Origin of the sequence: Streptomyces sp. UW30 (genome assembly GCF_008042075.1) — a bacterium.
Taxonomy (GTDB): domain Bacteria; phylum Actinomycetota; class Actinomycetes; order Streptomycetales; family Streptomycetaceae; genus Streptomyces.
Map to the genome: position 1 here is coordinate 1,709,100 of NZ_RDBN01000037.1, position 14,886 is coordinate 1,723,985.

Genomic DNA, 14,886 nt, shown 5'->3' on the forward strand with positions numbered 1-14,886 from the left:
GGATCCGCGCACCACGCCCCCGCAGCCCGCCCGGACGTCAGGCGCCCTCATCCGTCCGCGGCTCGCCGTCCCCATACAGAGGGAGCCGGCCATGGGCGGAATCAACGGAACAGCACTGGAAGGCCTGCGCGAGGGGCTGCGGGGACCCGTCATCACCCCGCGCGACCCGGGCTACGACGAAGCCCGCGCGATCTACAACGCCGGGATCGACCGGCGCCCAGCGGCCATCGCGCAGTGCGTGGACGTCGCGGACGTGCGAAGCGTGATCTCCGTCGCCAGGGACACCGGAGCCACGCTCGCGGTGCGCGGCGGCGGCCACAGCGGACCCGGGCTGTGCATGATCGACGACGCGCTCGTCCTCGACCTGTCGACCATGCGCGGGGTGCGCGTGGACCCGGGCACGATGACCGCGCAGGTGGCCGGCGGAGCGCAGCTGGGCGACCTGGACCACGCGGCCGACACCTTCGGTCTTGGCGTGCCGGCCGGCATCATCTCGATGACCGGCGTGGGCGGGCTCACGCTCGGCGGCGGCCATGGTCATCTGACCCGCAAGTACGGGCTGACCATCGACAGCCTGCTGTCCGCCGACGTCGTCCTGGCCGACGGTACGTTCGTCACCGCCTCCGAGGACGAGCACCCCGACCTGTTCTGGGCGCTGCGGGGCGGCGGCGGGAACTTCGGCGTCGTCAGCTCCTTCACCTTCCGGCTGCACCCGGTGGGCACGGTCGGCGTCGCGGTGACGGTGTGGCCGGTCGACCGCACCCCGGAAGTGCTGCGCTGGTACCGGGAGTTCCTGCCCGCCGCGCCGCAGGACCTCAACGGGTTCTTCACCCTGCTCACCATCCCGCCCGGACCGCCGTTCCCCGAGCCGATCCACGGGCAGAAGATGTGCGGCGTCGTCTGGTGCTACACCGGCGACCCGGCCGACGACAGCCTGGAGCAGGCGCTGACCCCGGTGAACGAACCGGCGCCGCCCGCCTTCCACTTCACCACGCCCATGCCGTACCCCGCCCTGCAGGGCATGTTCGACGAGCTGATCCCGAAGGGCTACCAGTGGTACTGGCGCGGCGACTTCTTCGACGAGATCTCCGACGCCTCGATCGACGTACACCACAAGTACGGCGAGAACCTCCCCACCGAACTGTCCCTGATGCACCTGTATCCCGTGGACGCCGAGGCCCACCGGGTCGGCGCCGACGACACGGCCTGGGCCTACCGGGACGCCAAGTGGTCCGGAGTGATCGCCGGGGTCGACCCGGACCCCGCCAACGCCGACCTGATCCGGCAGTGGTGCGTCGACTACTGGAGCGACCTGCACCCGCACTCCATGGGCGGCTCCTACATCAACTTCATCGGCGAAGGAGAGGGCACGGACCGCGTCCGGGCCACCTACCGCGGCCACTACGACCGGCTGGCCGCGACCAAGCACACCTACGACCCGGACAACTTCTTCCACGCCAACCAGAACATCCCGCCGACCGCCGGCTGACGTCCGTCGCTCCCTTCGTGCACCCGTGAGCAGCGCCTGGGGTAGGGCCCCCAGGGCTGTTCGGCTACTGACCGGTAGTGCGCCGGTGCGGGGAGTGTCGGAGGGCGGCAGGACCATGGAATCCCAGGTGGGCGAGGGCGAATCCGTGGACGTCGACGGCAGCCGCCTGGAGGAGTTGACGCCCGAACCGCTGCCGACGCGCGACTACGAGACCCGCCCCTCGCTCGTCTACGAGCGGCTCAGGCCGCCGCGCACGCCGACCCCGTCTTCGCCGACCATGTCGCGACCGGCAGCACGATCAGCACCCGGGCACATCTGTCCTGGGGCGCGGGCCCCCGCCAGTGCCCGGCCCGCGAGCACGCGTCCACCGTCGCGGCGGTCGGCGTGGGGCGGCTCTTCGAGCGGTTCTCCCATCTGGAGCTCGCCCTGCCCGCCGACCAACTCCCGTGGCGCTCCTCGCCGTTCATGCGCGGCCTGCGCTCACTGCCCGTGCGGTACGAACTTGCTCCGGTGCCGGAGCGGCCGGGGACGTTCCCACCGCCGGCGGTCCCGAGGCCCGAGCCGGAGAGCGTGGAGCCGGTGCTGCCGGACCGGTCCGCCCGGCAGCGCTCGTCGCTGTGGCGCTGTCTCACGAGCCTGATCCGCGGCGGTCGCTGACCTGGGCATGCCCATGGGACCGGGCCCGGCTCCGTGATCGACTGGAGGCCGGTACGGCACCGGCGTACCGTCGAATGGTGGCGGGAACCAGCCATCTGACCTCCGCCACGGCGCGATGCCATGAGCAATCCTGAGCAGACACCCGAAGCGCAGGCCACCCCGCAGAAGACGGAGCAGGGCAACGGCCGCGGCAGCGGTATGGCGCTGTTCGTCATCGCGTCCTGCCAGCTGATGGTGGTGCTCGACATCACCATCGTGAACATCGCCCTGCCGGACATCCAGAGCTCGCTCGACTTCTCCACGACGAGCCTGTCCTGGGTGGTCAACGCCTACACGCTCACCTTCGGCGGACTGCTGCTGCTCGGCGGCAGGATGGGCGACATCCTCGGCAGACGGCGGGTGTTCATCTTCGGTGTCCTGCTCTTCGTCCTCGCCTCGTTGCTCGGCGGACTGTCCCAGAACTCCTGGCAACTCCTCGCCGCCCGCGCCCTGCAAGGCGTCGGTGGCGCCATCGCGTCGCCGACCTCCCTCGCGCTGATCAGCACGACCTTCCGCGAAGGGCCCGAACGCAACCGGGCGTTCGGTGTCTTCGCCGCGGTCTCGGCGGGCGGCGGCGCGATCGGGCTGCTGGCGGGCGGCATGCTGGTCGAGTGGCTCAACTGGCGCTGGGTGCTGTTCGTCAACGTGCCCATCGGGCTGCTGATCGTGCTCGCCACCCCGCGCTGGATCCGGGAGTCCGAGCGCCACCCCGGGCACTTCGACATCGCCGGCGCGCTGACCTCCACCATCGGCATGGTGCTGCTGGTGTACGGGTTCATCCGGGCCGCGCAGGACGGCTGGCGGGACCCGTTCACGCTGGCCGCGTTCGGCGCGGCCGTCGTCTTCCTGCTGTTGTTCGTCCTGGTCGAGCAGCGTTCCAAGCAGCCGATCACACCGCTGCACATGTTCGCGGACCGCAACCGGGCGGGCACGTACGGCATGATGCTCAGCCTGGCCGCCGCGATCTTCGGCATGTTCTTCTTCCTCACGCTCTTCGTGCAGGACGTGCTCAACTTCAGCCCGCTCCAGGCCGGCCTGGCCTTCCTGCCGGTGAGCGCGGTCATCGCGGTGGGCGCGGGGATCGCCTCGCAGCTCCTGCCCAAGTACGGGCCCAAACCGTTCATGGTGACGGGCGCGATCCTGGCCGCCGCGGGCCTGTCCTGGCTGACCCTCACCGATGTCCACTCCACCTATCTGGGCAGCATCCTGGGCCCGATGCTCGTCTTCAGTCTGGGCATGGGCATGGAGTTCGTGTCCCTGACCCTGATGGCGCTGTCCAACGTGACCAACCGCGAGACCGGCGCCGCCTCGGGGCTGCTCAACGCCACCCAGCAGGTGGGCGGTTCCCTCGGGCTGTCCATCCTGGTCACCACGTTCGGTACGGCCAGCAACAACGAGGCCGACAAACAGATCCCCGCCTTCCTGTCCCAGGCGACCCCGGTGGAACGGCTGCGCTTCGAACGCACCGGTCAGCTTCCGTCGCAGTACGCCGACGAGATCCTCACCTCGGGAGTCTCCTCCGCCTTCATCGTGGCCGCGATCTTCACGGGCATCGCCGCGGTGATCGCCCTGCTCGTCATCCAGGTCCGCCCCTCGGACCTGGAGCGGCTCCAGGGCGGTGGGATGCCGACGCCCTGAGATTCGGGCTGGACGTCTGTCGTTGGCGCATCCGTCACTCGGTGCTCTTACTGTGCGCGCCATGAGAAGAATTTCGATCATGGTCAGTGCCGCGGTGCTGACCGCCGGCCTCGCGTCCCCCGCGGTGGCCCATCCGGGCGGACACACCTTCGGCCGGGCCACGCTGACGGGCTTCGCGTCGCTGCCGGCCGAGACGTTCGTGCCGGGCAGCGAGCCGTCCGGCGCCGCCATCGGTGCGGGCCCCTTCAACGGGATCGCGGCGCCCTTCGCGCACCAGCCGGTGCAGGGCTTCAGCGGTGTCGTGAACCGGCGTGACGGCACCTTCGACGTGCTGTCGGACAACGGCTACGGCAACAAGGCCAACAGCGCCGACTTCCTGCTCCGCGTCCACCGCATCGAGCCGGACACGCGCACCGGTAAGGTCGCGGTGCTCGGTGGGTTCAACCTGAGCGACCCCTACCACCACGTGCCGTTCGCGCTGACGCGGGCCGACCGGGTGCTCACCGGCGCCGACTTCGACGTCGAGTCGATCCAGCGGATGCCCGACGGAACGTACTGGATCGGCGACGAGTTCGGCCCCTGGCTGCTGCACTTCTCCGCCAAGGGCCGCCTGCTGCAGGCCCCGATCGCGCTCGACGGCGTGCAGGCCCCGGAGAACCCGTACCTGAACGGCGCCCAGCCGACCATAGCGAGCAGCAAGGGCTTCGAGGGCCTGGTCCGTTCCGTGGACGGCCGTCACCTCTACCCGCTCCTCGAAGGCACGGTGAACGGCGACACCCCCGGTGATCTGCGGTTCAGCGAGTTCGATGTGCGCAAGGGCACGTACACCGGGACGCGGTTCGTCTACCGCCTGGAGTCGACCGCGAACGCCATCGGCGACGCCATCGCCGTCGACCGGCACCGGTTCCTGGTCATCGAGCGCGACGGCGGACAGGGCGACACGGCCAAGTTCAAGCGCGTCTACCTCGCCGACACCCGGGACCGCGACGGCGACGGCCTGATGGACAAGACCCTGGTCGCCGACCTGCTGGACATCGCCAACCCCAAGGGGCTCGGCGGCTTCGGGGAGACGTTCCGCTTCCCGTTCCAGACGATCGAGGACGTGAACCTCGTCGACGACCGCACCCTCGCGGTCCTGAACGACAACAACTTCCCCTTCTCCTCGGGCCGTACGGCCGGCAAGGCCGACGACAACGAGTTCATCACCATCCGGCTCTCGGCCCCGCTGCACGCGGACAAGCGCGCGTTCCGCTGACGGCTGTGACGCGGCCGGCCGGTCGAGGGGGCGACCGGTCCGGCCGCGGGGCGCTCGACCGGGGCGCGCCGCAGCGGCCGGTCCTATGATCGGCCCGTGGACACAGCCGACCGCGATGCCCAGCGCCTGCCCATCGCCCAGTGGAGTGCCGCGGAGCGGCTCAGGAAACTGGCGTACAGCCTGTACCTGGAACACCAACCGGACATCGGCTGGCGCGAGTTCGCCAGGTACGGCGCCATTGCGGGGTCCCAGGTCCTGGCTGTGACTCTCGATCTCAAGGACGGCCGTGAGATGTTGTGCAGCCTGGTGATCGGGATGTCTCCGGAGGCGTTCTCCGTCGAGTCGGACATCGGCGTCGACGATCCGGAGGCCGACAACGGCTTCCGCTACCTGCTGGAGATCCCGGAGTCCTTCGCCCACTCGCTCGACGAGTTCATTGCGCTGATCGACCGTCAGCTGGATCAACTCGCCGAAGCGGCACCGCGGTTGTTGCGGGAACTGCGATCGGGCACGTCGATGGGATGACCTTTCAGGCCTATGGGTTCCCTGTGAAGGGTGTGACGACGTTCACGCCGATGTGGCGGAAAGTGATGAATTCCTTACGCAAGCCGCGCGTAAGTGACGGTAATTCGCACACGCTTCATAGGAGGTTTAAAGTGCAACCGTTCACCCTCAAGTACGCCCACCCCAAAGGGATTTCGTCGGCGCTGACGCCGTATCACTTCGACCCGGCCCGGCAGCTGAACATGCTGCCCGACGGCCGCCCCGCCGTCAGTGACCCGGACCTGCTGCTCGCGGCCGGCACGACGACGTCCACCGCCGGGTCCGCGACCCACTTCGACGACTGACGAACCCGCCGCGCATGACGGTTCTGATCCTGACGTCCGAAGAGGACGTGACCGCGGACATGGTGGTGGCCAGGCTGCATTCCACGGGGACGCCCGTGATGCGGCTGGACCCCGCCGACCTGCCGGGCAAGGCGGTGCTGTCCGCCGACTACGCCCACGGCGACTTCGACGGCCATCTGTCGGTCAACGGACATGTGCTCAGCATGAGCGGCCTGCGCTCCATCTGGGTGCGCAGACCCGGCGAGCCGGCCGCACACGCGGCCGACCCCTCGCCGTGGCTGACCGCCGAGACCCGGCAGGCGCTGTACGGGATGCTCCACTCCGCCGCCGCACGGTGGATGAACCACCCGCGCAACGCCGACCAGGCCCGGCTGAAGCCCTGGCAGCTGAGGGTCGCCCACCTCAGTGGCTTCGCCGTGCCGCCGACGGTCTTCACCACGGCACCCCGGCTGGCCCGGGAGTTCACCGAGGCGTACCGGGACGTCGTGGTGAAGTCCGCSTCGGGGCCGCCGCCCGGAGACCCCGCGCTGGCGCTGCCCACCACCCTGATCGGCCCCGACGCGGACTTCACCGCCGTCGCGGCCGGGCCCGCGCTGCTCCAGCGGTACGTACCGAAGCGCGCCGACATCCGGCTGACCTCCGTCGGCCCCCGGATGTTCGCCGCCCGCAAGACGGCCGAACCCGGCCAGGTCGACGGGCGGTTCGGCGAAACCGGGCACGGCTGGCAGCCGGTCCCGGTCCCCGAACGCATCGGCAAGTCGGTGCACGAGTACGTCACTCTGGCCGGACTGGCGTACGCCGCCTTCGATTTCGCCGAGGACATGGACGGCATCTGGTGGTTCCTGGAGTGCAACCAGGGCGGCCAGTTCGGCTTCGTCGAGCTGGAGACCGGACAGCCGATCGCGGAGGAGGTCGCCCTGTGGCTGGCGCAGACACGACGCCGTGAGGGACAGTCCCTGCCTTGACTACGTTGATGAGTACCGGTCGGCCCGCGCCCGCGAGCCCGTTCCGGGCCATGGGCGCGGCGACCGGGCGGACAGCGCAGAACGGGAGGACACGCGATGACCACGCGGCGGACGATCGCGCCGGAAGAGCTCGACACGCTGAACCTGGCCGATCCCCGGATGCACGCCGAGAGCGACCTGTCGGCCGTGTGGCGCCACTTGAGGGAGCTTGCGCCGGTCCACTGGAATCCGGCGACCGGCACGGCCCCGGGCTTCTGGGTGGTGACCCGGCACGCCGACGTCACCTCCGTCTACCGCGACAGCGCCCGCTTCACCTCCGAGGGCGGCAACGTCCTGGAGACCCTGCTCGCCGGCGGCGACACCGCGACCGGGCGCATGCTCGCCATCACCGACGGGGAGAAGCACGCGGGGCTGCGCCGCGTGCTGATGTCGGCGTTCTCGCCGCGGGCGCTGGAGCCGATCGTGGAGAGCGTGCGGCGCACGGTGACACGGCTGCTGGGCGACGCGTTGGAGAGGGGCACGTGTGACTTCGCCGCCGACGTGGCGGCCGGGATACCTCTGGGCGCCATCTGTGACCTGCTGGGTGTGCCCGACCGTGACCGGGCCTATGTGCTGAGCCTGACGTCCTCGGCGCTGGGCTCGCACGACGCCGACAGCACGGCGGCCGACGCGTGGATCGCCAGGAACGAGATCCTGCTCTACTTCGCGGGCCTCGCCCGCGACCGGCGCGGCAGCGGCCACTCGGACGTCATCGCGCTGCTGGCGGGCAGCGAGGTGAACGGGCTGCCCTTGGACGACGACGAGATCATGCTCAACTGCTACAGCCTGATCCTCGGCGGCGACGAGACGGCCCGCCTGTCCATGGCCGGTGCCGCACTCGCCCTGCTGGAGCACCCCGACCAGTGGCAGGCCCTGAAGCGCGGTGACGCCGCCATCGACACGGCCGTCGAGGAGATCCTGCGCTGGACCACCCCCGCCCTGCACTCGGGGCGCACCGCGACGACCGACACCGAGGTCGGTGGCCGGCCGGTCAAGGAGGGGGAGATCGTGACGGTCTGGAACGCCTCCGCCAACCGCGACGAGCGAGTCTTCGAGGCCCCGGCCGAACTGCGGCTGGACCGAACCCCCAACAAGCACGTCACCTTCGCCTACGGCCCCCACTTCTGCCTCGGCGCCTACTTGGCCCGCGCGGAGATCGCGGCCGTACTCGCCGGGCTGCGCGACCTCGTCGCGGAGATGGAGCAGACGGGCCCTGCGAAGCCCGTCTACTCCAACTTCCTCAGCGGCCTCGGCGCGCTGCCGCTCTCGCTCAAGGCCGCCTGAACTCCCTTATCGCGCAAGCTCCTTGCGGATGCGGTCCAGCATGAACGCCGAGGACTCCTTCGCCCGCTCCTCCCAGGCGAAGACACAGGCCGTGGCGACGCCGTCGAAGTTCAGTTCGCGCAGGGTGCCGAAGAAGGCATCCCAGTCGACCTCGCCCTGCCCGATGTCCAGGTGCTGGTGGATACGGGCCGGGGTGCCGGGCGGGTTGAGGATGTAGCGCAGGCCGGACGAGCCCTTGTGGTTGAAGGAGTCCGCGATGTGTACGTGCCGGAGCTTGTCACCGGCGTGGCGCATCATCGCCGCGATGTCCGCCTTCGGGTCGGTGCCCGAGAGGTGGAAGGAGTGCGGGGCACAGTAGAGGTAGTTCACCCACGGCTTGTTGATCGCGCGGACCAGGTCGACCGCGGGGGTGTTCTCCTCGCAGAAGTCGTCCGGATGGGCCTCCAGGTTCAGCGCGATGCCCTCGCGCTCGAACACCGGGAGCAGTTCCTCCAGCGAGCGCCAGAAGGCGGCCTCGCTCTCGGCGGCGCGCTCCGGGCGGCCGTTGAACTCGCTGTTCATCAGCGGACAGCCGAGGTCGGAGGTGATCTCGATCATCCGCTTCCAGTAGCGGACGGCCGCCTGCCGCTCCGTCTCGTCCGGCGAGGACCACTTGTACAGCGGCAGCACGGAGGACAGCCGGACGCCGTGCGTGCGCAGGGAGTTCCTCAGCTCGGCGATCCGCTCGTCGTCGGCCCGCGGGTGCAGGAAGAACGGCATGAAGTCGTCACGGGGCGACAACTCGATGTACTCGTAGCCGAGTTCGGCGACCGTGCGCACCATCGCGTCGATGGGCAGCGCACGGAACATGTAAGGGTCGAGGGCGATCTTCACGCGGCACCTCCGTAGAAGGCGGGGCGGGGCTTGAGGTCGGTGGCGACGACGCGGCCCGACTCCAGGGCCTCGACCGTCGCCGCGGTGATGACGGTGGCGGCATAGCCGTCCCACGCCGAGGGCCCGGTGGGCGCGTCGTCGGCGGCGATGCCGGCGATCCACTCGCGGAACTCGGTGTCGAAGGCATCCCGGAAGCGGCCCACCCAGTCCGTCAGCACCTCGGTGCTGTGCTGAGCGGCGGTGCGCACCCCGACCGCGGCCGGGTCGGGCAGCCGGACGAGGCCCTCCTCACCGACGGCCTCGCACTGGATGTCGTAGCCGTACTGGCAGTTGACGAAGACCTCCAGGTCGATCCGGACGCCCTTGGCGGTCTCGAAGAGCATGATCTGCGGGTCCTTCAGGTGCGCGAGCCGCTTGCTCGTGGCGCGCGGGGTGATCACCTGAGTCGAGACGATCTCGTCGTCCAGCAGCCAGCGCAGCACGTCGACCTCGTGCACCGCCGTGTCCAGGGCGGCCATCGCGGAGGTGTACGACTCCGGAACGGTCGGATTGCGGTGGGCACAGTGCACGATCAGCGGCTCGCCGATCCGGCCGGAGTCGATGACCTGCTTCAGCTGCCGGTAGCCGGCGTCATAGCGGCGCATGAAGCCGACCTGGACCAGACGGCGGCCGTGCGCGGTCTCCGCCTCGACGATCCGCAGGCAGTCCTGCGCGGTGGTGGCCAGCGGCTTCTCGCAGAACACCGGCTTCCCGGCGGCGATGGCGTTCAGCACGTGCTCGGCGTGGGTCGGGCCCCAGGACGTCACGAGGACGGCGTCGACGTCGTCCGCCGCGATCAACTCGGCCCCATCGGCGAACACCAGGGCGCCGACCGGCGCCGCCGCCTGATCGGCACGGGCGGCGTCGATGTCGGTGACCGCGGTGACGCGGGCGCCGGTGACAGTGTCGGTCAGCCGCCGGATGTGCTCCTTGCCGATCCAGCCGGCGCCGATGACGCCTACGCGCACAGTCATGAGTGATGGTCCTTTCTGCGATCCCCGGCCGCGACGGATCCGGGAAACAGGAGGTGTTCAGGAGAAGCGCGCCCGGAGTTCGGCTTCGAGGGTTTCGAGCGAGCGGCCCTTCGTCTCGGGGACGTAGAGCTTCACGAAGGTGAGCGAGAAGATGCCCGCCACCACGAACAGGAAGAAGGTGTGGGAGATCCCGATGCCGGAGACCAGCGACGGGAAGACCAGTCCGATCACGAAGTTGGTCAGCCACAGCACCACCGCCGCGACTCCCATACCGAAGCCGCGCATCCGCATCGGGAAGATCTCCGACAGCATCAGCCAGGTCACCGGCGAGATCGCGCCCTGCTGGAAGGCGAGGAAGGTGACGGTCATGGCGAGCACGGCGTAGGCACGGCCGTCACCGGCCGGCAGCACCAGCGAGAAGACGCCGATCAGCAACAGGGCGACGGTGGTGCCGACCTGACCGACCATCAGCATGGGGCGCCGGTTCACCCGGCCGAGCAGCCAGATGCCGACGAAGGTGGCCAGCACCGAGATCACACCGTTGGCGATGTTGGCGGTCAGCGCGCTGTCGGAGGCGAAGCCGGCGTCGGTGAGGATCTGGGTGCCGTAGTACATGATCGTGTTCACGCCGGTGATCTGCTGCACGATCGCGATGCCGAAGCCGATGAGCATCAGCTTGCGGATCCACGGGGTGGCCTTCATGTCCTGCCAGCCGCCGAGCCGCTCCTGGTCCTCCTTGACGGCGAGCGCGGACACCTCGGCGAGCTCGGCCTCGGCGCGCTGCTGGGAGCGCACCTGCTTGAGCACCTCCAGGGCCTCGCCGAAGCGGGTCCGGGAGGCGAGCCAGCGCGGGCTCTCCGGCATGACCAGCATGCCGAACCACAGCGCGACGGCCGGGATCGTGGCGATGACCAGCATCCAGCGCCACACCCCGCCGGACTCGCCGCCCACCTGCGCGATGATCGCGTTGGAGGTGAACGCCAGCAACTGGCCGCTGACGATCATCAGTTCGTTACGGGTGACCAGCGCCCCGCGCCGCTCCGCGGGGGAGACCTCGGCGAGGTACACGGGCACGGTCACCGAGGCGCCGCCCACCGCGAGGCCGAGCACGAACCGGGCGACGACCATGACGGCGGTCGTCGGCGCCAGCGTGCAGCCGAGTGCGCCGATGAAGAACAGCACCGCGAGGGTGAGGATCGTGCGGCGCCGCCCGCGCGCGTCCGACAACCGCCCGCCCACGACGGCACCGAGGGCCGCGCCCAGCAGCAGCGAACTGGTGACCATGCCCTCGGTGACCGCGGTCAGACCGAGGTCGTCGGTCATGTACGGCAGGGCGCCGTTGATGACGCCGGTGTCGTAGCCGAAGAGCAGTCCGCCGAAGGTGGCGATGACGGTGATGAGCCGCAGTCGGCGCGACACCTCCGGCGGGGCGTCGTCCGCGACCGAGGGCGGGGTCTTCGTCCTGTCGTCCCTGACGTCCATGGGCCCTCTCCTCACCGGTCGTCGAGCGTCTTGAGGGCCGGACGTCGCGTCCCGGTCAGGCCGCAGCCCGCCAGGTGCTCACGCGTGCTCACGGCGATGGGCAGCGGCACCTCGGGCGCGCACGGGTACAGGTCCTGCTCGACGATCACGAACAACTCGGCGTCCAGCCGGGCCAGTTCGGCCACCACGTCGGCGGGCCGCGGCACACCGGCGGGCGGCGACACGCACACACCGCGCTTGACGGCCTCGCCGAACGACAGGTCCTGCGCCGCGACCTGGCGGAGGATCTCCGGGTCCATCTGCTTGATGTGCACGTACCCGACGCGCTCGCCGTAGCGCCGGATCAGGTCGACGTTGTCGCCGCCGCCGTAGGCGACGTGACCGGTGTCCAGGCACAGGTTGGTCCAGCGGGAGTCGGACTCGTTCAGCAGCCGCTCGATCTCCGGCTGGGTCTGGATGTGGCTGTCCGCGTGCGGGTGGATCACCAGGCGCACGTCGTACTCGTCGAGCAGCAGCCTGCCGAGCCGGTCGGCGGCCTTGCCGAAGCCCGCCCACTGCTCGGCGGTCAGTTCCGGGGACTCGGTGAACGCGCCGCTCTTCTCGTCCCGGTACATCGGCGGGATGAAGACCAGGTGGTGGGCGCCGGCCGCGGCGGTCAGCTCGGCGACCCGCCGGACGTGGGCGAGCATCTCGTCCCAGGCCTCGGGCCGGTGCAGCGCGCCGAAGGCGGTGCCGCCGCAGACCTTGAGGCCGCGTGCGTCGAGCTCCTCCTCGAGCTGCCGCGGGTCGGTGGGGAGGTAGCCGTACGGCCCGAGCTCCAGCCACTCGTACCCCGCCGCGGCGAGCTCGTCGAGGAAGCGGGCGTACGGGACCTGCTGGTCGTCCTCCGGGAACCAGACGCCCCACGAGTCGGGGGCCGAGCCCAGGCACAGGTTTCCCGCGATGGTGCGGAGCGAGGTTGGCGCTGTTGCCATGACAAGTCCTTCGGGGAGGGGACGGACGTCAGTGGACGTATCCGCGAACATGTTTCTGTCGCGCTCTACTAGCGCGCTCTAGTCCGAGTACGATGACCCTGGTCCAAATGTCATGTCAATAGCTTGTTGCCGGAAGATTTCGCGGCCTCGTTAAGGTGAACGGCGTCGAAGGGTGGGTTCACAGGTGGATGCGTCAGGCCGTCAGCGGCCCACGATGGCGGACGTCGCCGAGAAGGCCGGCGTCTCCCGGGCGCTCGTCTCGATCGTCTTCCGGGATCTGCCGGGCGCCGGTCGCGAGACCCGCGAACGGGTCCTGCGCGTCGCCGACGAGATCGGCTACCGCCCGGACAACGCGGCCCGGCTGCTCGCCCGTGGCCGCAGCCGCACGCTCGGCGTGATGTTCATCGTCCACCAGACCTTCCACACCGACCTGATCGCGGGCATCTACCCGGAGGCCGAGCGGCTCGGCTACGACGTCCTGCTCTCCGGGACCACCCCCGGCCGCGGCGAGTCCAAGGCGATCGAGGCGCTGCTCAGCCACCGCTGCGAGGGGCTGATCCTGCTCGCCCCCGACGCCGAGCCGGGCTACCTCGACGCGCTCGGACGCCGTGCGGCGACCGTGTCGGTCGCCCGTCGCGCGCCCGGCGCCCACGTGGACTTCGTGCACAGCGCCGAAGGCAAGGGTGTGCGCCAGGCCATGGACCATCTCGTGGAGCTGGGCCACCGCCGAATCGTGCACATCGACGGCGGCCGCGGTCCCGGATCGGCCGAGCGGCGGCGCGCCTACCGGGCCGCGATGCGCCGGCACGGACTGACGGACGAGCAGCGGGTGATTCCCGGCACCCACACCGAGGAGTCGGGCATCGAGACGGGCCGCCTGCTGCTGGCGGAGCGCGGCCAGGGGGTGCCCCTGCCCACGGCGGTCCTCGCGGGCAACGACCGGTGTGCCATGGGCCTGCTGATGACCCTGACGAGGGCCGGTGTCGAGGTCCCGCGCGACATGTCCGTTGTCGGCTACGACGACAGCCATCTGTCCCATCTGATGCCGATCGGCCTGACCACCGTCCGCCAGGACGCCGTCCTCATGGCCGAGCACGCCGTGCGCTTCGCAGTGGAGCGGCTGGAGGACCCGGAACTCCAGCCGCGCGAGGCCGTGTTGGACCCCAAGCTCGTCGTCCGGGGCACGAGCGGGCCGGCCCCGCAGGAGCCGGCCCACTGACAAAGCAGCGGCGAGGCCGGCCGCGCCCCGTCGCGGTCACGGCCGGCCTCGCCTGTCCCCTGTACGCGCCTAGCGCGTGCCCTTCGCGGCGAACTCGGCGACCGCGTCGACGTTTTCCTTGGTGATGAAGGCGGGCCCGGTCAGCACCGGAGCGGTGCCGCCGCCGCTGAAATTGCCGTTGGTCCGGTACAGCCACAGCGAGTCGACCGCCAGGTAGCCCTGGAGGTAGGGCTGCTGGTCGACGGCGAACTCGACCTTGCCGTCCTGGACTGCCGTCACCAGCTCCTTGTTGAGGTCGAACGTCGCGACCTTGGCCGTGCTGCCCGCGTCGGACACCGACTGCACGGCGGTCAGCGCGAACGGGGCGCCGAGCGTGACCACCTGGTCGATGGAGGAGTCCTGTTGGAGCTTGGCGGTGATCGTCGACTTCACGGACGGCATGTCCGTGCCGTTGACGTAGAGGATGTCCGTCTTGCCCTTGAACCCCTTCTTCAGACCGGCGCACCGGGCTTCCAGGGCGACGTGGCCCTGCTCCTGGATGACGCAGACGGCGTGCTTGGCGCCGGTTTCGCCCAGTCGCTCGCCGAACGCCGCACCGGCGATGTTCTCGTCCTGCCCGAAGTACTCGAGCATGCCGAGGTCCTTCCAGTTGTCCAGGCCGGCGTTGAAGCCGACGACCGGGATGCCGGCCGCCGTGGCCTTGCCGATGACGGCCTTCATCGCGCTCGGCTTGGCCGCGGTGAGGGCGATGCCGTCGACCTTCTGGTCGATGGCGTTCTGCACCAGGTTGGCCTGGTTGCCGGCGCTCGGGTCGCTGGAGTAGACGAGCTTGACGTTGTCCTTGGCGGCGGCGGCCTCGGCGCCCTTGCGGATCAGGTCCCAGAAAGTGTCACCGGGCGCCGCGTGCGTGATCATGGCCACGGTCATCCGGGGAGTCGTGGCCTTGCCCGCCGAGGCGTCCGTGACGCCCTCCTCGGACTTCTTCCCGCCGGAGCCACTGGAGCATCCGGCGGCGAACAGGGTGGCGGCCAAAGTGGCGGCCGTCAGGCCGGCGGCTCGATGGTGTCTGCGCATGTCCCATGCACCTCGCTGTGCTGATCGGGGCGGGTTC

Annotated in this window: 13 protein-coding genes and 1 pseudogene; 9 read left to right on the forward strand and 5 right to left on the reverse strand. The window is 70.1% G+C overall.

Annotation, left to right across the window (positions count from 1 at the left end):
- The first annotated feature begins 91 nt into the window (after positions 1-91).
- The 8 genes and pseudogenes from EAO75_RS26555 to EAO75_RS26590 all read left to right on the forward strand — a co-directional run bounded on the left by EAO75_RS26555 (position 92) and on the right by EAO75_RS26590 (position 8,214).
- Complete coding sequence (locus tag EAO75_RS26555; protein ID WP_187284583.1) at positions 92-1,489, forward strand: FAD-binding oxidoreductase; 1,398 nt, start codon at positions 92-94, stop codon at positions 1,487-1,489.
- Positions 1,490-1,696: 207 nt separating this feature from the next.
- Positions 1,697-2,146: pseudogene (locus tag EAO75_RS26560) on the forward strand (cytochrome); the annotation flags it as partial.
- A gap of 198 nt (positions 2,147-2,344) precedes the next feature.
- Positions 2,345-3,823: an MFS transporter gene (locus EAO75_RS26565; RefSeq protein WP_147998085.1), complete on the forward strand. Its 1,479-nt coding sequence runs from the start codon at positions 2,345-2,347 to the stop codon at positions 3,821-3,823.
- A gap of 61 nt (positions 3,824-3,884) precedes the next feature.
- Positions 3,885-5,078, forward strand: coding sequence for an esterase-like activity of phytase family protein (locus tag EAO75_RS26570; RefSeq protein WP_261989415.1), 1,194 nt, complete (start codon positions 3,885-3,887; stop codon positions 5,076-5,078).
- 96 nt (positions 5,079-5,174) lie between these two features.
- A complete protein-coding gene (locus tag EAO75_RS26575) occupies positions 5,175-5,603 on the forward strand; it encodes a hypothetical protein (protein ID WP_147997530.1) in 429 nt (142 codons plus the stop codon).
- 131 nt (positions 5,604-5,734) lie between these two features.
- Positions 5,735-5,926, forward strand: coding sequence for a putative ATP-grasp-modified RiPP (tgmA, locus tag EAO75_RS26580; protein WP_261989416.1), 192 nt, complete (start codon positions 5,735-5,737; stop codon positions 5,924-5,926).
- Between the two features lie 14 nt (positions 5,927-5,940).
- Positions 5,941-6,891 (forward strand): MvdC/MvdD family ATP grasp protein, encoded by a 951-nt coding sequence (locus EAO75_RS26585; protein ID WP_147997531.1) that lies wholly within the window; start codon positions 5,941-5,943, stop codon positions 6,889-6,891.
- 96 nt (positions 6,892-6,987) lie between these two features.
- Positions 6,988-8,214 carry a cytochrome P450 gene (locus EAO75_RS26590; RefSeq protein ID WP_147997532.1) on the forward strand — a complete coding sequence of 409 codons (1,227 nt, stop codon included), beginning with the start codon at positions 6,988-6,990 and terminating at the stop codon, positions 8,212-8,214.
- Positions 8,215-8,220: 6 nt separating this feature from the next.
- Here the strand turns inward: EAO75_RS26590 and EAO75_RS26595 are convergent, their stop codons facing one another.
- The 4 genes from EAO75_RS26595 to EAO75_RS26610 are packed head-to-tail and all read right to left on the reverse strand — an operon-like array spanning position 8,221 to position 12,556.
- A complete protein-coding gene (locus EAO75_RS26595; RefSeq protein WP_147997533.1) occupies positions 8,221-9,087 on the reverse strand; it encodes a sugar phosphate isomerase/epimerase family protein in 867 nt (288 codons plus the stop codon).
- Positions 9,084-10,100, reverse strand: a complete 1,017-nt coding sequence (locus tag EAO75_RS26600; protein ID WP_147997534.1) for a Gfo/Idh/MocA family oxidoreductase — start codon at positions 10,098-10,100, stop codon at positions 9,084-9,086. Before EAO75_RS26600 ends, EAO75_RS26595 begins: the two co-directional genes overlap by 4 nt.
- A gap of 57 nt (positions 10,101-10,157) precedes the next feature.
- Positions 10,158-11,582, reverse strand: a complete 1,425-nt coding sequence (locus EAO75_RS26605) for a sugar porter family MFS transporter (RefSeq protein WP_147997535.1) — start codon at positions 11,580-11,582, stop codon at positions 10,158-10,160.
- Positions 11,583-11,593: 11 nt separating this feature from the next.
- On the reverse strand, positions 11,594-12,556 hold the full coding sequence (locus EAO75_RS26610) for a TIM barrel protein (RefSeq protein WP_147997536.1): 963 nt from the start codon (positions 12,554-12,556) through the stop codon (positions 11,594-11,596).
- Positions 12,557-12,770: 214 nt separating this feature from the next.
- On the opposite strand from EAO75_RS26610, the gene EAO75_RS26615 reads away from it, so the two are divergent.
- Entirely contained in the window at positions 12,771-13,775 is a 1,005-nt protein-coding gene (locus EAO75_RS26615; protein WP_147998088.1) for a LacI family DNA-binding transcriptional regulator, read from the forward strand.
- 69 nt (positions 13,776-13,844) lie between these two features.
- Here the strand turns inward: EAO75_RS26615 and EAO75_RS26620 are convergent, their stop codons facing one another.
- Positions 13,845-14,849: a sugar ABC transporter substrate-binding protein gene (locus tag EAO75_RS26620; RefSeq protein ID WP_147997537.1), complete on the reverse strand. Its 1,005-nt coding sequence runs from the start codon at positions 14,847-14,849 to the stop codon at positions 13,845-13,847.
- Between the last annotated feature and the right edge of the window lie 37 nt (positions 14,850-14,886).